At 62.8% G+C, this 18234-nt stretch carries 17 protein-coding genes; 8 read left to right on the plus strand and 9 right to left on the minus strand.

Features of this window, described 5'->3' with window-relative positions:
• Window positions 1-45: 45 nt before the first annotated feature.
• Window positions 46-2001 carry a 4Fe-4S binding protein gene (locus K3752_RS06825; RefSeq protein WP_260065766.1) on the plus strand — a complete coding sequence of 652 codons (1956 nt, stop codon included), beginning with the start codon at window positions 46-48 and terminating at the stop codon, window positions 1999-2001.
• Here the strand turns inward: K3752_RS06825 and K3752_RS06830 are convergent.
• Window positions 1995-2723 carry a cytochrome c gene (locus tag K3752_RS06830; RefSeq protein WP_260065767.1) on the minus strand — a complete coding sequence of 243 codons (729 nt, stop codon included), beginning with the start codon at window positions 2721-2723 and terminating at the stop codon, window positions 1995-1997. The two genes, K3752_RS06825 and K3752_RS06830, sit on opposite strands and share 7 nt — an antisense overlap.
• Window positions 2724-2786: 63 nt before the next feature.
• Between K3752_RS06830 and K3752_RS06835 the strand changes: the two genes are divergently transcribed.
• The 4 genes from K3752_RS06835 to K3752_RS06850 are packed head-to-tail and all read left to right on the plus strand — an operon-like array spanning window position 2787 to window position 5213.
• Window positions 2787-2984 (plus strand): DUF6494 family protein, encoded by a 198-nt coding sequence (locus tag K3752_RS06835; RefSeq protein ID WP_005983748.1) that lies wholly within the window; start codon window positions 2787-2789, stop codon window positions 2982-2984.
• Window positions 2981-4042, plus strand: coding sequence for an Mrp/NBP35 family ATP-binding protein (locus tag K3752_RS06840; RefSeq protein WP_170363658.1), 1062 nt, complete (start codon window positions 2981-2983; stop codon window positions 4040-4042). The genes K3752_RS06835 and K3752_RS06840 overlap by 4 nt, the downstream gene beginning before the upstream one ends.
• Window positions 4039-4737, plus strand: a complete 699-nt coding sequence (locus K3752_RS06845) for a biotin/lipoate--protein ligase family protein (protein WP_260065769.1) — start codon at window positions 4039-4041, stop codon at window positions 4735-4737. Before K3752_RS06840 ends, K3752_RS06845 begins: the two co-directional genes overlap by 4 nt.
• On the plus strand, window positions 4734-5213 hold the full coding sequence (locus K3752_RS06850; RefSeq protein ID WP_170366951.1) for a DUF6505 family protein: 480 nt from the start codon (window positions 4734-4736) through the stop codon (window positions 5211-5213). The genes K3752_RS06845 and K3752_RS06850 overlap by 4 nt, the downstream gene beginning before the upstream one ends.
• Here K3752_RS06850 and K3752_RS06855 read toward each other — a convergent pair whose 3' ends face one another.
• The 8 genes from K3752_RS06855 to acs form a co-directional block, all read right to left on the minus strand.
• Window positions 5214-5714, minus strand: coding sequence for a flavin reductase family protein (locus tag K3752_RS06855; RefSeq protein WP_170371219.1), 501 nt, complete (start codon window positions 5712-5714; stop codon window positions 5214-5216).
• Window positions 5715-5800: 86 nt separating this feature from the next.
• Window positions 5801-7213: a PolC-type DNA polymerase III gene (locus K3752_RS06860; protein ID WP_170357568.1), complete on the minus strand. Its 1413-nt coding sequence runs from the start codon at window positions 7211-7213 to the stop codon at window positions 5801-5803.
• Between the two features lie 2 nt (window positions 7214-7215).
• The gene (locus K3752_RS06865) at window positions 7216-7734 is read right to left on the minus strand and encodes a hypothetical protein (protein WP_170357569.1); all 519 of its coding nucleotides are present in this window, start codon (window positions 7732-7734) and stop codon (window positions 7216-7218) included.
• A gap of 30 nt (window positions 7735-7764) precedes the next feature.
• Complete coding sequence (locus tag K3752_RS06870; protein WP_260065772.1) at window positions 7765-9588, minus strand: DUF294 nucleotidyltransferase-like domain-containing protein; 1824 nt, start codon at window positions 9586-9588, stop codon at window positions 7765-7767.
• Window positions 9589-9696: 108 nt separating this feature from the next.
• The gene (locus tag K3752_RS06875) at window positions 9697-11481 is read right to left on the minus strand and encodes a sodium:solute symporter family protein (protein WP_170357571.1); all 1785 of its coding nucleotides are present in this window, start codon (window positions 11479-11481) and stop codon (window positions 9697-9699) included.
• Window positions 11482-11496: 15 nt separating this feature from the next.
• The gene (locus K3752_RS06880) at window positions 11497-11781 is read right to left on the minus strand and encodes a DUF4212 domain-containing protein (RefSeq protein WP_093962930.1); all 285 of its coding nucleotides are present in this window, start codon (window positions 11779-11781) and stop codon (window positions 11497-11499) included.
• A gap of 182 nt (window positions 11782-11963) precedes the next feature.
• Window positions 11964-12647: an adenylate kinase gene (locus K3752_RS06885; protein WP_260065776.1), complete on the minus strand. Its 684-nt coding sequence runs from the start codon at window positions 12645-12647 to the stop codon at window positions 11964-11966.
• 7 nt (window positions 12648-12654) lie between these two features.
• Window positions 12655-14619, minus strand: a complete 1965-nt coding sequence (gene acs / locus K3752_RS06890) for an acetate--CoA ligase (protein WP_170371215.1) — start codon at window positions 14617-14619, stop codon at window positions 12655-12657.
• A gap of 429 nt (window positions 14620-15048) precedes the next feature.
• Here acs and K3752_RS06895 point away from each other — a divergent pair, with 429 nt between their 5' ends.
• From K3752_RS06895 to K3752_RS06905, 3 genes are read left to right on the plus strand one after another with little or no spacing between them, the layout of a single operon-like run.
• A complete protein-coding gene (locus tag K3752_RS06895; RefSeq protein ID WP_170340073.1) occupies window positions 15049-16065 on the plus strand; it encodes a C4-dicarboxylate TRAP transporter substrate-binding protein in 1017 nt (338 codons plus the stop codon).
• Between the two features lie 58 nt (window positions 16066-16123).
• Window positions 16124-16753: a TRAP transporter small permease subunit gene (locus K3752_RS06900; RefSeq protein WP_170403616.1), complete on the plus strand. Its 630-nt coding sequence runs from the start codon at window positions 16124-16126 to the stop codon at window positions 16751-16753.
• A 3-nt stretch (window positions 16754-16756) separates the two neighbouring features.
• Window positions 16757-18160 (plus strand): TRAP transporter large permease, encoded by a 1404-nt coding sequence (locus K3752_RS06905; protein WP_170339016.1) that lies wholly within the window; start codon window positions 16757-16759, stop codon window positions 18158-18160.
• Window positions 18161-18234 lie beyond the last annotated feature (74 nt).

Raw genomic sequence — 18234 nt, forward strand, 5'->3', positions numbered from 1 at the left:
CGTTTGGGTCTAAGGTTAGCGGCAAGGGAGAGATGCGGGGGGAATATGGTCACCAAATTGGTCTTGTGTGATTGCGCCGGAAGTCAGGTGCTGGACGGGCAGGGGATATCGGCTGCTTGCAGCGCTGAATGCAGCAGGGTCCACACGGCGCTGTGCACCTCCGAACTGACCGCTGCGGCCAAGCTGATGCAGTCGGACGACCAGATCGTCATCGCCTGCGGGCAAGAGGCTCAAGTGTTTCACGAGCTGGCCGATGAACTGGGCGTGGATCACCCCGGCTTTGTCGATCTGCGCGACCGGGCCGGCTGGTCCGAGCAGGGGCGCGCGGCGATGCCCAAGATGGCGGCGCTGGCCGCCGAGGCGCTGTTGCAGCAGCCGATCACGCCCAGCGTGGATGTCATCAGCGAAGGCACCGCATGCATCATCGGGCCGGGTGAGGTTGCGTTTGACCTTGCCCAACGACTGTCGGACACGATGGCGGTGACGGTGGTCGCCACCGATGATGCGCAGCCTGACAGCCGGGCCTATGATGTGGTGCGCGCGCGGGTCCGGGCGGTCTCGGGGGCGCTGGGCGGGTTCACCCTGCGGTTGGATGCGTTGCAGCAGATTGATCCGGCAGGGCGCGGTGCGTTTGCCTGGACCCCGCCGCGCGACGGTGCGGCGTCGGCCTGCGATGTGCTGATCGACCTGGCGGGGGGTACGCCCTTCGTGACGGCCCCCGACAAGCGCGAAGGTTACCTGCGCGCCGATCCGCGCGATGCGGTGGCGGTTGCCCGGTTGGCCTTTGACGCGGCGCAGCTGGTCGGGACCTTCGAAAAGCCGCTGTATGTCCGGCTCGAAGAGACCCTGTGCGCCCATTCGCGGGCCGACCAGGTGGGCTGTTCCAACTGTCTGGATATCTGCCCCACCGGGGCCATAACCCCGGCCGGAGACCACGTGGCCATAGACCCGATGGTCTGCGCGGGCTGCGGTGAATGCGCGGCCCTGTGCCCCTCGACCGCGATCAGCTACGAGGATCCGCCGGTGGCGGCCCTGCTGGCGCGGATGCAGACCTTGGCGGCGACCTACCGTCGGGCCGGAGGGAGCGCCCCGCGCCTGTTGGTACATGATGCCCACGGGGCCGAGATGATCCGGCTGGCCGCGCGGTTCGGGCGCGGGTTGCCCGCCGATGTGATTCCGCTGGAGCTGGGTGTGGTGTCCGGCTTTGGACATGCCGAGATGCTGGCTGCCTTGGCTCATGGCTTTGCCCGGGTCGACATCCTGCTGGCCCCGACGACCGAGCGGGATGCGTTGGACCGCGAACTGCCGCTGGCGCTGGCCATCGCCGGAGCGGACGTCGTCGGAGTGATCGACGAATCCGATCCCGATGCGCTGGCCGATCTGCTCTATGCGCAGGACGTGCCGCAGCCTCTGGCCCAACCGGTGCTGCCGCTGGGCAACCGGCGCCAGATCACGCGGTTGGCGGCGCAGGCGCTGCGCCCCGATGCGTCTCAGCCGCTGCCCCTGCCGGAACACGCGCCCTATGGCGCGGTTGCGGTGGACACCGAAGCCTGCACCCTTTGCCTGAGTTGCGTGTCGCTGTGCCCGTCAGGCGCATTGATCGACAACCCCGACATGCCACAGCTGAACTTTCAGCAGGATGCCTGCCTGCAATGTGGGCTGTGCAAGACCATCTGTCCCGAAAGCGCGATCACCCTAGTGCCCGAACTGGACCTGAGCGACCGCGCGCTGTCGCCGCGCGTCCTGAACGAAGAAGAGCCCTTTGCCTGCATCGAATGCGGTGCTCTGTTCGGGGTGAAATCGACGGTCGAGCGGATCATGGAGAAGCTGGCCGGCAGCCACCCGATGTTTGCCACGTCCGAGCAGGCGAAGATGATCCAGATGTGTGACGATTGCCGTGTGCAGGCGCAGTTCCACAGCGAGGATAATCCGTTTACCTCAAAGCCCAAGCCCAAGGTCGTTACCACCGATGACTACTTCAGCAAGCGCAAAGATCACTGAAGCTTGAGCGGCGCCCCCAGATCGGCCGCGCGGATGACCGAGACATACGCCAGGATCGCCTCAAGCTCGTCTTGCGTCAGCATCAGCGGGTGAATGGGCGGGGGGCGTTCGGGGTCGAAAGGCGCAGTGATCCCTTCGATCTGGGTAAAGGACGGATGTGGGTTCAAGGCGAAGAACGCCTGGAACCGGTTCGACCAGTCCGGCATCGCGCGCAGTACGGCGAAGGACGGAGTAGAGCCCAACCCGTTCATTCGGTTCTGCGGACCAATCACGTGACAGCGCCCGCAATGGGTCAGCGACAGCTTTTCGCCCAGCAAGGCGTCGCCTTCGATTGCGTCGGACACAGGCGCAGCGACCGTTTCGAAACTGGCCGAGAACGGGCCGCCCTCGGTCGGTGCAAAGCTTTCGACGGTGCGCTTGCCCACGTCGGACATCAGCCAATCCTGAAAACGGGCCTGCCGCGTCTCGTCCTGAATGCGCAGGTGATAGATGTCGCCGCCGCGCTGAAACACCGGCTGCCCCGGCGGTCCGACCGCAAGAACCATCGCGCCCGCATCATCCGCGACAACGCGGATTCCGGTCTTGAGCGAGAAGCGCGGAAGAATATGTTTCAAAAGACCCGAGCGTGCGACATCTTCCGGCGCGGCCAGACCAATCTCCTCCTGCGACCAAGAGGGGCTGGCGAAGAGCGTCAGGCTCAGGCACAAAAGAACAAAGCGCATGGCCCAGCCTAACGGTGACAGGGCGAATGCGTCAAATGAACGAACAACACGGAGACAACGGCGATGAGCGGCGATTACAACATGTCGATGCGCAAATTCCTCAAACAGGTTGGCGTGACCAGCCAGCAGGCCATCGAAGACGCGCTGCGCAAGGCGGGCGATCCGGCAGGCAAAAGCTTTGAGGCCAAGATGGTCCTGACGATTGACGGCCTAGACGTCGAACATGTCGTGACCGGCCAGATCAAGGACGGCGACGCATGAGCATCCGCGACGCTGTTCTGGCGAACCTGAAGAAGATCACCGACCCGGTTTCGGGGCAGGACATCGTCAGCGCGGGCGTGGTCCGCGCGCTGAATGTCGAGGGCGATACCGTGCGCTTCGTTCTCGAAATCGACCCTAAGAATGCCGACAAGATGGAACCGGTGCGCGCCACCGCCGAAAAGGCGGCGCAGATGGTCGACGGGGTTTCCAAGGTCTCGGCCATGCTGACCGCGCATTCCGACAAGGCGCCGCCGGATTTGAAACCCAAGCCCAAACCCTCGCAGACCGGGCCGCAGGCGGTGCCGGGGGTTGACCGGATCATCGCCGTGGCCTCGGGCAAGGGCGGGGTCGGAAAGTCGACCGTTTCGGCCAACCTGGCCTGTGCGCTCGCAGCCGAAGGGCGGCGGGTCGGTCTGCTGGATGCCGATGTCTATGGCCCTTCGCAGCCGCGCATGCTGGGTGTGTCCGGACGGCCGGCCAGCCCCGATGGCAAAACCATCCTGCCGCTGCGCAACCACGGGGTCACCATGATGTCGATGGGGTTGATGACCAACGAAGGTCAGGCGGTGGTCTGGCGCGGTCCGATGCTGATGGGCGCGTTGCAGCAGATGATGAGCCAAGTGCAGTGGGGCGCGCTGGACGTGCTGATCGTCGACCTGCCGCCCGGCACCGGTGACGTGCAGTTGACGCTGAGCCAGAAGTTCAAGGTGGATGGCGCCATCGTCGTGTCGACCCCGCAGGACGTGGCCCTGATCGACGCGCGCAAGGGCATCGACATGTTCCGCCAGCTGAAAACGCCGATCGTCGGCATGATCGAGAACATGTCCACGCATATTTGCTCGAACTGCGGGCACGAGGAACATGTGTTCGGTCATGGAGGCGTCGCCGCCGAAGCCGCCGAACTGGGTGTGCCGTTGCTGGGGGAAATCCCGCTGCATCTGGATATCCGCGTGGCCGCTGATGGCGGGGCACCGATAGTGGTCAGCAAACCTGACAGCCCGCAGGCCGAGGCCTTCCGCAAGATCGCCCGCGACCTGATCGCCGCGGGCAAGGCATGACACAGCCGGTCTTTCCCCCGTTGCTGTCCGGGCACCCGGTACAGGGTGGGGAAGACCCGTTCGACCACGCACAGGCCATGGCGGCGCTGGGCTGCGACGCGGGCAGCGTCGTCTACAACATTCAGGCGGATCGCCTGCGCGCGGCCATCGTCTTTGCACCCGAGGTGCCCTTGCAGGACGCAATGGCCATGCTGCCGCTGTGCGCCATCGGGTTCCAGAACGCGCTGGGCGCGCTGGCTCCGCCCGAGGTGGCGGTCCATCTCGGCTGGGATGGTCCGATTTTCGTCAACGGGGCCCGGTGTGGCCGATTTCGTGTGACCGCGTCGACCTCGGATCCGGAAGCCGTGCCCGACTGGCTGGTCGTCGGCTGGGAACTGGCCTTGCTGCAAACCGGGGACGAGCCCGGCAAGTCGCCCGATTTGACGGCCCTGTATGACGAAGGCTGCGCGGATGTGTCCCCGGTGCAGCTGGTCGAAAGCTGGTCGCGCCACATGCTGACCTGGCTGAACCGTTGGTCCGAGGACGGCAACGCACCATTGCACGGGGAATGGATGGGCTTGCTGCAGGGCGTCGGAGAGCCCTATGGTGATCGCGGCGTGTTTCTCGGGGCCGATGAGCGGTTCGGCATGCTGTTGCGGAACGGGGCGGATACGCAGATTGTTCCCTTGACCCATCTGTTGGAGGACGCCCATTGAATCTGGCCCGCGCCATTCATTTCGACGAAAGCGACCTGAACGTCTTTCACTCGCCTGCCCGAACGGGCGAGTGGTGCATCTCGGGCGGGTTCGAGTTTTCGAATTGGGGCGAGGCCGATCTGGCCGGCAAGGCGCGCCAAGCCTTTGCCAACGGGTGGCTGGGGCTTGAAACCTTCGGGCGCGTGACCTTCGTGGCGGTGACGCAGATCGAACCGGCCGAGATGGAGCGGCTGGCCACCAACCTGGCCGAGCATTTCGTGCGCCTTTACGGCGCGCCTACGGTCGAGGCGGCGCTGGACGTAGCCCGGGCCGAGCTGGCCCATATGTCCGAGATGTGTGACGATCATGCCCCCAACACCCTGCTGACCGTTGCCCGCAGCCTGACCGAGTCCGGCGTTCACGAGGCGTTTCGCGTGATCACGCCGCAAGAGGCCGAGTTGGAGGCCTTTGCCGTGCACGGGTCATTGGACGAGTAATTACAAAAGGTCGGCAAAACCGCCGAACTGTCCGCGCTTGAAGATCAAGCCTTTGCCGGTGCGGTACATGACCTGTTCGACCTCTCCCACGAGAATCAGATGATCCCCGGCCTCGTGGCGGGCAGACAATGTGCAGTCAAATCGGGCCAGACACTGGCTCAGCTGCGGCCGACCTTTGTGATCCGGGGACCAGTCTGCATGCGAGAAATCGAGGCCATTGCGGGCAAAACGAAGGGCCAGATCCTGCTGATCCTCGGCCACGACATGGATCGAGTAATGTTGCGCTGCTTGAAAGGCCCCGTAACGGTTCGACTCTTTTGCCAGACACCACAGGACCAATGGTGGATCCAGCGACACTGATGCAAACGAGTTGACGGTGATGGCCGAGGGACCGTCCGGGGTGCTGGTCGTGACGACCGTCACACCAGTGCCAAAGCACCCCAGGGCCTCGCGGAAGGCCATGCTTTGATCGGGTCCGGGTTTGAATGTTCTTTCGGTCATCGCGCGCTCGTGTGGTGGCCGGGCACGGGGTGCCATGCCGCAGCAGAATTGTCCACGAAAAGCTGTATCGCGATCAATAGGCTGAGTCAGTTCAGGTCTTCCAACAGCCGACCGTGTTTGCGGGTTTCTGCAATCACGTCGCCGAAGGTCTGCATACCGCGCGCAGCCAGCATCGGCAGCATGCGCACCAATGCTTCAGCCGTCGCAACCGCATCCCCCAAGGCCGTATGACGGAGCGTCTCGGGAATTTCCACGCCCAGTCTTTCGCACAAAGCGTCGAGCGTATGGGTTTCGCTGGCTCCGAAAAGGACCGCCGACAGCAGAACCGTGTCCAGGATGGGGTGATCCCACGTCACTTCCATGCGCTTGGCATGACGGCGTAGAAACGCCATGTCGAAAGGTGCGTTATGGGCCACGATCACGGCATCACGGGCGAAGTGGTGGAACATGCGCCCGGCTTGCGCGATGTCGGGTGCGTCCTGCACCATACGGTCACTGACCTTGTGAACCTTGGTCGAAGCGGGTGGGATCGGAATGCCCGGATTGACCAGCGTGTCCAGCCGCTCGCCCTCGACGATGCGCCCCTTGACGACACGGACGGCGCCGATCTGCACAATCTCGTCCTTGTGCGGCAGCAAACCGGTGGTTTCGGTGTCGAAGACCACAAAGCAAAGTTGTGACAGGGGGCGGTTTTCGAACGCCTCGTCGCCTGGGGTGTCCAGGAGATCGAAATCATAGACCAGAGGGCGCGCGGCCTCGGGCGGGATGCGGGCGACGCTGTCTTCGAAGATCAGCATATAGCCCGGCGCATCGCCCAGCGGTTTCATGCGTGCCGTGTAGGTTTGGCGCCCGTCCACGCTGGCGAGGGTGCAATAGACATCCATGCCGGTTTTCCCCAGCTTCTCATAAGCGTCCAGCAGAGGTTTGCGTTCGAGATAGTCGAACAGCGAGGCGTTCAAGCGGGGATGGGCTATCTGCGCCAGAACCTCGGCGGCCTGCGCGTCGTACAGAACGATCTGGTGGTTTGGCCCCGCCAGCAGCATCGCGACCGGGATCTCGGACAGAAGCGCGGTCAGACGTTCTTTCTCTGACGCCAGATGCGCGGTTTCGGCGGCAACGGCTTCGGCGGTGGACAGGGCGGTGGTGGCCAGTCGTTCGGCAAGGCTGGCGGCGGCGGGGGCCAGATCACCCAGATAGCGTGCCGCCTGCAGGTCAAGATCGGTATCCACCCCCGCATGTGCACGCGCACGCAGCTGCGCCGACAGGCGTTCGATCGGCTTTGCTACGTTGTCGTCGAACAGCAGCCAGACACCAGCGACCAGCCCAAGCAAGCCAAACGAGATAAGCAGGCCGCTGAACACGAAGGCGCTGGTCATGTCCGCGGGGTCGGCCCGGCGCAGGCCAAGCCAAAGCGCGATCAGGGTGATGGCGATGCCTCCCGCGGCAAGCAAGCAAAAGAACAGAAAAATTCTCAGGCGCAGGCTCAGGCGGGTCAGCATGGTCAGGCCTCACAAGTGGCTGAGACCACCGGATCATCCGCGCCAACCGGCACCCAATCGGCACCGACCAGACGCCCGTCATCCGAGAATTCGGCCCCATCCGCCAGACTTGCACGGCTGTGCTCGGCGCAGTTCACAGCGATCGGCATCTTGGATACCGGCGCCCAGCGGCCAAAGAAGTACAGGTCGATCAGGCGCTGATCCGGCACCTGCGCATTGGTCCGCAACGAGGCCGTATCGACGGCCGCGAACCGGTCGACATAGGGCACCGCATAGGTCCAGGGGCGATAGAGCGCGCGGCTTTCAACCTCTTGCACGACGGTCAGGCCCTCGGGCAGGGCATCACGGGTGCGGTCGTACCAGGAATACTCGCTGATGATCGTGACCGCGATCATGCCCAAACCGGCCGCAACCGGAGCCGACCATTTCGGCAGGCGACCACCGGTCAGCCGGTTCAAACCCATCACGAGGCCCGCGATGGCAAAGCCCGCAAAGATCGTGCCGATCAGCTCAAGAAACATCTTCCTCCTCCGTTCTTCCTAGCCGGAGCATTACCCCAGCATCCCCTTGCCGTGCCCGACCGCGGATTGCATCGTTTTTACCACGACAAACGCGTCCCGAAGATGACTTCGCTCAAAGTCCGACAATTCCGACGGCGCAAGATAGTTGTCGGGCTTGTCGCCATTCCTGATCTGTTTGACCTGATGGTTCAACCGGGTTTCCGCGATCAGGTCATAGGCATCCAGCAGGTCCCGCGCGCCCGACGGGCTGAGCACCCCTGCGGCCTCGGCGGCCTTGAGGCGCGCGCGGGTGTTCACCTCGATCAATTCACCCTGCAGGCTGTAGACGCGGCCCAGATCGACCACCGGGACCACGCCGTTGTGCTTGAGGTCCAGCGTGTTGCGATGCTCGCCCGAGCGGATCGTGGCGATCCCGCGCAGCAGGCCCAGCGGCGGCGTGTGCTTCAGCGAATTCGAGATCATGTGCGCCACGAAGATCGAGTTCGCCCGCGCCGCGCGCAGGGTTTCGGCCTGCAGGTCGGAAAACAGCTCGAACCGGCCACCGATGGGGCGCAGGTCGAACATGACCGAGGCCAGCATCTGCGCCTCGGGGTTGGGTTTGGCGATCCAGCCGTTGAAATAGTCGCGCCAGACCCGGACCGGCTGCCGCCAGCGCGGATTGGTCGCCATCATGTTGCCGGGGCAATAGAAATACCCGCAGGTATCCAGCCCGTCGGACACGAATTTGGCCAGCGCCTCGAAATAGGGCAGGTCAGCATCGGTGACGCCGTCATCCAGCATCAGGCAATTGTCCTGATCGGATACGCCTGTCTGCTCTTGCCGGCCTTGCGAGCCGCAGGCCAGCCACAGATAGGGCACGGGCGCCGGGCCGAGTTTCTGCTCGGCCAGCGCCAGCAGCCGGCGCGTCGCGGCGTCGGCGATGTCGGTGATCAGGCGGGTGACGATCTCGTGCCGGTTGCCCGCCGCTACCAGTTGCACCAGCAGATTCGGGATCTCGGCCGTGACCGCGGCCATCTCGGTCGCCGACCCGGCCTGCGCGATGCGGCCGACCAGCTCGGCCGAGCTGACGGCCTGGAACCGGGTCAGGTCGGTCTGGGTGACCATTCCGACCAGACGCCCGCCCTCGGTGATGGGGATATGGCCGATACCGCGTTCCAGCATCGCGTGCAGCACGTCCGAGCCGATGTCGCCGGGCGACAGGGTCAGCGGGTCCGGGGTCATGATCTGTGACACCGGGGTCGTCGGGGGCAGGGCGCCCGCCACGACCTTGCCCGACAGGTCCCGAACCGTGGCAATGCCGCGCAACGCGCCGCGCTCGGTGATGCAGACCGACGAAATGCCCCGGTCGCGCATCAGGCGCGCGGCTTCCTGAACGGTCGTGTCGGGGGTGCATGTGGCCGGCTTGCGCGCCATCAGAGTCTCGACTCGGGTGGTGGCCAGCGATTGCTGTTCGGGCCGTGCAGGGCGGGCCCGGTTGAAGAATTTGGCGACGACGACGTGACGCTTGAGCAGGTCGGAAAACAGGTCGGTGGGGATAATCAGCAGAACCGAGGGCGCGTCAGCTGTTGCCGTGGTCACCGCGCGCCCGTCGCGCATCAGACCACGCTCGCCAAACGAGTTGCGCAGGCCCAGATGGGATACGACCGCGCCGTTTTCGTCGGTGATCTCGACCTGGCCTTCGTAGATGATGAACAGGCCGGGCAACTGCGCGCCACGGCGATAGAGGACGGTGCCCATTGCGATTTCGCGCGCTTCGATCCGGGCGGCGATGTCGGCCAGTTCCTCGACCGGCAGCGCGTCATAGGGGTGTACGGATTTCAGAAACCGGGTGATCTGATCAGGTGAAAGCGCCATGGGGTCGCCCGTCCGCTTGAATGAAAAGCCCCGCCCGGGGTTTAGCCGGGCGGGAAAAGTTGGTCGAGGGAAACGGCCCGTGATGGATCATCGCGGACCGCATCCGGCTCAGTGGTCCTGAGCCGCGCCCGCACCACGGGGAATGCGCACGCTTTCGACCAGATCCTTGATCTCCTGCGGGGTTTCCTTGGTCATGCCGGCCACCACATAGGCGACGCCGAAGTTGACCATGGCGCCGATCGCACCGAACGAGGTCGATTTGATCGGACCCAGCAGCGGGTCTGCATCGGTGAACGAGTTGGTGCCCGGAATGAACAGCCAGCCCTTGTGCAGGAAGATGTAGACCAGGGTGACGGTCAGACCAGCCAGCATGCCCGCGACCGCGCCGGTGTTGTTGATGCGGGTCGAGAAGATCCCCATCATCAGCGCCGGGAAGATCGAGGCTGCCGCCAGACCGAAGGCCAATGCCACGGTTTGCGCCGCAAAGCCCGGAGGGTTGAGGCCCAGATAGGTGGCAACCACGATGGCCACGGCCATTGCGATCCGTGCCGCCAGAAGCTCGCCCTTTTCCGAGATGCTCGGGTTGATCGAGCCCTTGATCAGGTCGTGCGACACTGCCGACGAGATCGCCAGCAGCAGGCCCGCAGCCGTCGACAGCGCAGCCGCAAGACCGCCGGCCGCGACCAGACCGATCACCCAACCCGGCAGGTTGGCGATTTCGGGGTTGGCCAGAACCAGGATATCGCGGTTGAACTTGGTCAACTCGTTGCCGACCCAGCCCTTTTCTTCGGCAAGCGCCTGCATGTCGGCGTTCTTGTCGTTGTAGTACTGGATCTTGCCGTCGCCGTTCTTGTCTTCCCAGTCCAGCAGGCCGGTTTTCTGCCAGGTGGCCATCCAGTCATAACGGGCATCGTTGTCGATCTGCTCCAGCGATACAGCGCCGCCTTCGATGCCGCCGTTCGGCCACATCATGTCGGTGATGTTCAGACGAGCCATGGCGCCAACCGCGGGGGCCGTCAGGTACAACAGCGCGATGAACACCAGCGCCCAACCGGCCGACCAGCGGGCGTCCGACACTTTGGGAACGGTGAAGAAGCGCATGATGACGTGTGGCAGGCCGGCGGTGCCGATCATCAGCGACAGGGTGAACAGAACCATGTTCAGCGTGTTCGAATGATGAGCGGTGTATTCCGCAAAGCCCAGCTCGGCCACGATGGCATCCAGCTTGGTCAGCAGCGGCTCACCGCCGGCGGTGTCGCCGAACAGGCCCAGGGCCGGGATCGGGTTGCCGGTCAGCTGCAGCGAGATGAAGATCGCCGGAATGGTGTAGGCGGTGATCAGCACGCAGTACTGAGCGACCTGGGTATAGGTCACACCCTTCATACCGCCGAACACCGCATAGGCGAACACGACGCCCGCGCCGATCAGCAGACCGGTGGTGTTCGACACTTCCAGAAAGCGGCCGAAGGCCACGCCCACGCCGGTCATCTGGCCGATCACATAAGTGACCGAGGCCACGATCAGACAGATCACCGCCACGACGCGCGCGGTTTGGCTGTAGAAGCGATCGCCGATGAATTCGGACACGGTGAACTTGCCGAACTTGCGCAGATAGGGCGCAAGCAGAAGCGCCAGCAGCACGTAGCCGCCGGTCCAGCCCATCAGGAACGAGCTGTTGTCATAGCCGGTAAAGGCAATAAGGCCCGCCATCGAGATGAACGAGGCCGCCGACATCCAGTCTGCTGCCGTGGCCATGCCGTTGGTGACCGGGTGAATGCCGCGCCCGGCGGCATAGAATTCCGATGTGGATCCCGCGCGGGCCCAGATCGCGATGCCGATGTAGAGCGCAAAGGACGCGCCCACAAACAGCAGGTTGATGGTAAACTGATCCATTGTCCCCTGGCTCCCTTATTCTTCTTCGACGCCGTATTCGGCATCCAGTTTGTTCATGCGCCAGGCGTAGAAGAAGATCAGCGCCAGAAAGACCAGGATTGATCCCTGTTGCGCGAACCAGAAGCCCAGGTCGGTGCCGCCGACGGCGATGCCCGACAGCAACGGGCGCAGCAGAATGCCGAACCCGAAAGACACCAGCGCCCAGATGATGAGGCTGATGTAGATGAGACGCAGGTTTGCCTGCCAATAGCCCTTGTCGGACTCGGCAGTCTGCGCGGAGTTTGTTGAATTATCCGCCATTGCGGTTTCCTCCTTGGTTCCTCCAGGGCGGCCCGGTGCATTTGTCCTCCGGCGTAGGGCCGCCATTCGATTGCGCCGAGCGCCGCGATGGCGCCAGGCAAAGCTTCTCCGGTCCGCCAGAGCGGTTCCGTTGAAGAAACTCGTGTCGGGGTCAGTGCCCGATTTGGGGAGTCCTCTTCCCCTTACCGCATCGCGTCGCCCACGATGCTTTCCAGGCCACGGGCGATCTGATCGATCTGCCCCATGGCATCCAGTTTTCTGAGTACGCCGCGATCCTTGTAGTAGTCGATCAAAGGCGCGGTTTGTTCGTGATAGGCCTCCAGCCGGGACGCCACGGTTTCGGCATTGTCATCGGCGCGGCGGCTGAATTCGGTGCTGCCGCACTTGTCACAAACACCGTCCACCTTCGGCTGCTTGTACTGATTGTGGTAGCCTTCACCGCACATTGCGCAGGTGTAGCGTCCGGCGATCCGGGTGACCATCTCGGCGTCCTCGACCTCGAGGCTGATGGCCGCATTCACCTTCTGCCCGTTTTCGGCCAGCAGCTTGTCCAACGCTTCGGCCTGAACCGTGGTACGGGGAAACCCGTCCAAGATGACACCGCACGCGCAATCGGGCTCGGCAATGCGATCGCGCAGGATTGCGATGACGATGTCGTCGCTGACCAGGTCGCCGGCTTCCATCACTGCTTTCGCGGCCTTTCCGGCCTCGGTTCCGGCAGCAACCGCGGCGCGCAGCAGGTCGCCCGTGCTGAGTTGCACAAGGCCGAATTTCTGTTCCAGCATTCGCGCCTGTGTGCCCTTCCCGGCGCCCGGAGGGCCGAGAAGGATCAGGACAGCGGGCTTTGTGATTGTTTCAGCCTGCATCACGCCCTCACTTGTTGGCCCGGTTGGCGATCAGATCTTCGACGACGGACGGGTCGGCCAGGGTCGAGGTATCGCCCAGCGAGCCGAAGTCGTTCTCGGCGATCTTGCGCAGAATGCGGCGCATGATCTTGCCCGAACGGGTCTTGGGCAGGCCCGGAGCCCATTGGATCACGTCAGGGCTGGCGATCGGTCCGATTTCTGTCCGGACCCATGTGCGCAGCTCTTTCAGCAATTCATCCGAGGGCTCTCGGTCATTCATCAGGGTGACGTAGCAATAGATGCCTTGGCCCTTGATTTCATGGGGATAACCAACGACGGCCGCTTCGGCGACGGCGGCGTGAGCCACCAGTGCGCTTTCGACTTCGGCGGTACCCATGCGGTGGCCAGACACGTTGATGACGTCATCGACGCGGCCGGTGATCCAGTAATCGCCATCTTCGTCGCGGCGGCAGCCGTCACCGGTGAAGTAATACCCCTTGTAGTCTGAGAAATAGGTCTTCTCGAACCGCTCATGGTCGCCCCATACGGTGCGCATCTGGCCCGGCCAGCTGTCCTTGATGCACAGCACGCCTTCGACCCCGTTGCCGGTGATCTCGACGCCCGACTGCGGATCCAGCACGACGGGTTGAACGCCAAAGAAGGGTTTCATCGCCGAACCGGGCTTGGTCGCATGCGCGCCGGGCAGGGGGGTCATCATGTGGCCGCCGGTCTCGGTCTGCCACCAGGTGTCGACGATCGGGCATTTCCCCTTGCCGACCACCTCATTGTACCAGTTCCAGGCCTCGGGGTTGATGGGTTCGCCCACCGTGCCGAGCGTTTTCAGGGAACTCAGGTCGCATTTTTCTACGAACTCGTTGCCCTGACCCATGAGCGCGCGGATCGCGGTGGGGGCGGTGTAGAACTGGTTGACCTTGTGCTTCTCGCAAACCTGCCAGAACCGCGAGGCGTCGGGATAGGTCGGCACGCCTTCGAACATCAGTGTGGTCGCGCCATTGGCCAGCGGGCCATAGACGATATAGCTGTGGCCGGTGACCCAGCCCACGTCCGCCGTACACCAGTAGATGTCGCCGTCATGATAGTCGAAGGTGATTTCGTGGGTCATCGCGGCATAAACCAGGTAGCCGCCGGTGGTGTGCACCACGCCTTTCGGCTGTCCGGTCGAGCCCGAGGTGTAAAGGATGAACAGCGGGTCTTCGGCGTTCATCTCGGCCGGCGCACAATAATCGTCGGCCTCCAGCGCCATTTCGTTGTAGTCGTAGTCGCGCCCGTCGATCCAGGTGGTCTGGCCACCAGTACGCTTGACCACCAGACACTTTACCGTGTCCTTGCAGTGCAGCAGGGCGGCGTCGGCGTTCGATTTCAGCGGAGTCTTGCGGCCGCCGCGCGGGGCCTCGTCGGCGGTGATTATGACCTTGGCGTCGCAACCGTTGACCCGAGCGGCCAGCGCGTCGGGCGAGAAGCCGGCAAACACGATCGAGTGGATCGCGCCGATGCGGGCACAGGCGAGCATGGCATACGCGGCCTCGGGGATCATCGGCAGATAGATGACGACCCGGTCGCCTTTGCGCACGCCCATCGATTCCAGAATGTTCGCCATGCGGCAGGTGCGGCGGTGCAGCTCGGCATAGGTGATGTGCTGGGCTTCGTCGTTCGGATCATCCGGTTCCCAGATGATCGCGGTCTGATCGCCGCGGGTCTTCAGGTGACGGTCCAGACAGTTGGCCGAGACGTTCAGCGTGCCGTCGGCATACCAGTTGATCTTGACCGAGCCGAAATCGTAGTTGACGTCCTTGACCTGGGTGTAGGGCTTGATCCAGTCGATCCGCTTGCCATGCTCACCCCAGAATTTCACGGGGTCGTTGACAGATGCCTCGTACATCTGGGTGTATTTTTCGGCATCGACATGAGCGCGAGCGACGGTTTCTGCGGATGGCGGAAATACCTTGGCTTCTGCCTGGGCAGCGGTGGTCATTCTGAGGCTCCTCCCTCTGACTGGACTTCGGGTGGACCGAGTTTGCCCAATTGAATGGCATTGTCGATCCGTTTCCTCCCCGGTCGGGATAATACGCCTTCGAGAAAAGAAAGAAATAAATTGCCGTAATCCTTGGATTTGTTTGTAAACAATTTTCCGTTTCTGGGGGCGTTTTGTAAATTCGTTAGGCTTGAGTTTGCGATAACATGATAAAAAACAATTATTTAAAGATCTAATGGTTGTTAACGGTCCAGAGCGACACCTTTTCTCCTGTGGGTCGACCGTGTCGGCGGGGCTTTCTGAGCCATGCAGAAATCAACGCTTTCACGGGTGCACCATTCGGGCGGCGGGGCTTGGCACGTGTCGATGTTGGCGCTAGCTTGACTCGCAAGCGCCCCGGGAGGGGGCGCACCAATGGGAGAGATCATTATGAACAAGATGTTGAGCGGAGCGGCCATCGCCGCCCTTGGCGTTGCTTTTGTCACCGAGGCGGCTGCGACCGAGTGGAATGCCTCGGTCTGGGGCAAGCGCCGCGCCTTCACCGAACATGTTGAGAAACTGGCCGAACTGGTCAGCGAGAAAACCGATGGCGCGTTCACCATCAACGTCAGCTATGGCGGCCTTTCCAAGCCCAAGGAAAACCTGGACGGCATCGAAATCGGCGCCTTCGAGATGGCCCAGTTCTGTGCTGGTTACCATCGCGACAAGAACCGCGCGATCACCGTCCTGGAACTGCCGTTCCTGGGTGTGAACACACTGGATGAGGAAGTGGCCGTCAGCCACGCGGTCTACGATCACCCTGCGGTCAAGGAAGAGATGGCTCAGTGGAACGCTCGGATCCTCATGACCTCGCCGATGCCGCAGTACAATCTGGTCGGGACAGGCGAGCCGCGTGACGAACTGGCAGAGTTTGAAGGTATGCGCGTTCGTGCGACCGGGGGCCTTGGTCAGGCGTTTGAGGCCGTTGGTGCCGTTCCGACATCGGTTCCGGCGACCGAAGCCTATAATGCGATGCAGTCCGGTGTTGTGGACACCGTCGCATTTGCTCAGCACGCACACCTGTCTTTCGGCACCATCAATGAGGCCGACTGGTGGACCGCGAACCTGAACCCCGGCACGGTGAACTGCCCGGTGGTCGTGAACATCGACGCCTATGAAGCACTGCCGCCCGAGCACCGTGAGGCGCTGGACAGCTCGATCGACGAGGCGATTGACCACTACCTGACCAATTACGGTGAGCTGCTGAAAAAGTGGGATGGCGTGCTCGAAGAAAAGGGCGTTCAGAAAGTGATGATCGATGACTCCGTTCTGGACGAGTTCCGCGCCAAGGCGGCCGACCCGATCCGCGACCAGTGGATTGCCGACATGTCCGCCCAAGGCCTGCCGGCGCAGGATCTTTATGACCTGGTGCAGGCAACGCTGAAGCAGCAGCGCGGCGGCAACTGATAAAAAACAGCCGGGGGCTGAAACGCCCCCGGAATCATCTGGAACAGGGGACAACCGGATGGCAGGACACGCCACGGTATTGGAGGACGGCAGCCTCCTGAGCCGTCTCGACCGGCAATTGCTGCGATTTGAACGATTTCTGGCCCTTCTCAGTGGCATCGCCGTTTTCGGTTTGATGGTGTTGGCTGTTGTGTCCGTCAGCGGACGCAACGCGATCAACGCCCCATTGCCGGGCTATGTCGACTGGATCGAGCAGGCCATGCCTCTGATCGCGTTTCTTGGCATTTCCTATGTGCAGCGAGACGGCGGGCACATCCGCATGGACATCGTGATCGCACGGCTGCACGGGCGCGCAATGTGGTTGTTCGAGCTGATTTCGGTCGTGCTGATCCTGATCCTGATGTTGGCTTTGGTCTGGGGTAGCTGGTCCCATTTCGATCGATCGTTTGATTTCGGCGCACCGATGTGGAGCCGTGACAGCTCGATCGACATCGGTATTCCGATCTGGCCCGCCAAGCTGTTGGCGCCAGTTGCCTTCTCCGTCTTGTGTCTGCGGTTGTGTCTCCAGATCTGGGGGTATGGTCGGGCGTTCCTGTTGGGGCTGGAATCTCCGGTTGCAGTGCCGCTGATTCAGGACGCCGCCGCGCAGGCCGCGGCCGAAGCCGAGCAGTTTGAGAGGCAGGACTGACAAATGGACACGATTGAAATCGGCCTGTGGGTCACGGGCGGCCTGCTGGTTCTTGTCGTCGCGGGCATGCGCGTTGCGTTTGCTGCGGGCCTCGCAGGGCTGGTAGGGCTGGTCTGGATATTCTGGGCCAAGTTTGGATACGATCCGGATCGGTTTGGCAAGGCTTTGACCGTTGCCGTCAAGACGGCGGGGCAGGTGCCGCATTCCAAAGTAGCCTCGCACACGCTCAGCCTGATCCCAACTTTCATCCTGATCGGATACCTGGCCTATTACGCGGGATTGACCCGGGCGTTGTTCGAAGCGGCCAAGCGCTGGGTCGCCTGGGTGCCGGGTGGTTTGGCGGTGTCCACGGTTTTCGCGACCGCCGGCTTTGCAGCCGTGTCAGGCGCGTCGGTGGCTACGTCGGCCGTCTTTGCCCGCATTGCCATCCCCGAGATGCTGGATGTCGGCTACAACAAAAGGTTTGCCGCAGGCGTCGTGGCCGCAGGCGGTACTTTGGCGTCGCTGATCCCACCTTCCGCGATCCTCGTGATCTACGCGATAATCGTCGAGCAGGACGTGGGCAAACTGCTGCTCGCCGGGTTCATCCCCGGTGCGTTTTCAGCGGTGATCTACGGACTGCTGATCATCGGTATCGCGGTTTTCTTCAAAAACGTGGGTCCGCCGGTGCGGGGCTTTACCTGGAAACAGCGCTTTGCCGCGTTGCCCGGTGCGCTACCGATCTTCGCGGTAATCCTGATCATCATCTGTTTTGTCTACAACCCATTCGGTGACAAGGCGTGGGGAACGCCGACCGAGGGCGGCGCAATTGGTGCATTCATCGTGTTCTGCTTTGCGCTGTTTCACGGCATGCGTTGGACCGAGCTGAAGTCGGCGCTGTTGGAAACCGCCAAACTGACGGCGATGATCTTCTCGATCATCTGGGGTGTCTTGATCTACGTGCGCTTTCTGGGTTTCGCCGACCTGCCTGGGGCGTTCTCGGATTGGATCACCTCCCTCCATATGTCACCCATGCTGATCCTGATCTGTATCCTGTTGGCCTATGCCGTGCTTGGCATGTTCATGGATGCAATCGGGATGCTGCTGCTGACTCTGCCGGTGGTCTATCCTGCCGTCATGGCCCTGAACGGGGGCGAGGCGGTAAGCGCGGCCGACAGCACATTCGGCATGTCGGGCCCCATGTGCGCGATCTGGTTTGGTATTCTGGTGGTCAAGATGGCCGAGTTCTGTCTGATCACGCCGCCAATCGGCCTGAACTGCTTCGTGGTCGCTGGCGTGCGCCCGGACCTGAGTGTTCAGGATGTGTTCAAGGGCGTGGCCCCGTTCTTCGTCGCTGATGCGGTGACGATTGCGCTGCTGGTCGCGTTTCCGGCGATCGTTCTGTATCTGCCATCGCTTGCCGGCTGAGGTTTTGGGCAATCCAGGCACGGGCTTTGATGCATGGCTCTGCCGCGCGCATAGAAAATTCGGGCGGCACGAAA

This window comes from Ruegeria sp. B32 (genome assembly GCF_025141855.1).
Classification (GTDB): Bacteria; Pseudomonadota; Alphaproteobacteria; order Rhodobacterales; family Rhodobacteraceae; genus Ruegeria; species Ruegeria arenilitoris.

What these genes read in the sequence shown, in the direction of transcription:
- K3752_RS06845 (WP_260065769.1), top strand. Translation starts at nt 4,039, where the DNA reads ATGACACAGCCGGTCTTTCCCCCGTTGCTGTCCGGGCACCCGGTACAG.
- K3752_RS06885 (WP_260065776.1), bottom strand. Translation starts at nt 12,647, where the DNA reads ATGCAGGCTGAAACAATCACAAAGCCCGCTGTCCTGATCCTTCTCGGC.
- K3752_RS06895 (WP_170340073.1), top strand. Translation starts at nt 15,049, where the DNA reads ATGAACAAGATGTTGAGCGGAGCGGCCATCGCCGCCCTTGGCGTTGCT.
- K3752_RS06905 (WP_170339016.1), top strand. Translation starts at nt 16,757, where the DNA reads ATGGACACGATTGAAATCGGCCTGTGGGTCACGGGCGGCCTGCTGGTT.
- K3752_RS06880 (WP_093962930.1), bottom strand. Translation starts at nt 11,781, where the DNA reads ATGGCGGATAATTCAACAAACTCCGCGCAGACTGCCGAGTCCGACAAG.
- K3752_RS06840 (WP_170363658.1), top strand. Translation starts at nt 2,981, where the DNA reads ATGAGCATCCGCGACGCTGTTCTGGCGAACCTGAAGAAGATCACCGAC.
- K3752_RS06870 (WP_260065772.1), bottom strand. Translation starts at nt 9,588, where the DNA reads ATGGCGCTTTCACCTGATCAGATCACCCGGTTTCTGAAATCCGTACAC.
- K3752_RS06860 (WP_170357568.1), bottom strand. Translation starts at nt 7,213, where the DNA reads ATGCTGACCCGCCTGAGCCTGCGCCTGAGAATTTTTCTGTTCTTTTGC.
- K3752_RS06865 (WP_170357569.1), bottom strand. Translation starts at nt 7,734, where the DNA reads ATGTTTCTTGAGCTGATCGGCACGATCTTTGCGGGCTTTGCCATCGCG.
- K3752_RS06825 (WP_260065766.1), top strand. Translation starts at nt 46, where the DNA reads ATGGTCACCAAATTGGTCTTGTGTGATTGCGCCGGAAGTCAGGTGCTG.
- K3752_RS06900 (WP_170403616.1), top strand. Translation starts at nt 16,124, where the DNA reads ATGGCAGGACACGCCACGGTATTGGAGGACGGCAGCCTCCTGAGCCGT.
- acs (WP_170371215.1), bottom strand. Translation starts at nt 14,619, where the DNA reads ATGACCACCGCTGCCCAGGCAGAAGCCAAGGTATTTCCGCCATCCGCA.
- K3752_RS06830 (WP_260065767.1), bottom strand. Translation starts at nt 2,723, where the DNA reads ATGCGCTTTGTTCTTTTGTGCCTGAGCCTGACGCTCTTCGCCAGCCCC.
- K3752_RS06835 (WP_005983748.1), top strand. Translation starts at nt 2,787, where the DNA reads ATGAGCGGCGATTACAACATGTCGATGCGCAAATTCCTCAAACAGGTT.
- K3752_RS06875 (WP_170357571.1), bottom strand. Translation starts at nt 11,481, where the DNA reads ATGGATCAGTTTACCATCAACCTGCTGTTTGTGGGCGCGTCCTTTGCG.
- K3752_RS06855 (WP_170371219.1), bottom strand. Translation starts at nt 5,714, where the DNA reads ATGACCGAAAGAACATTCAAACCCGGACCCGATCAAAGCATGGCCTTC.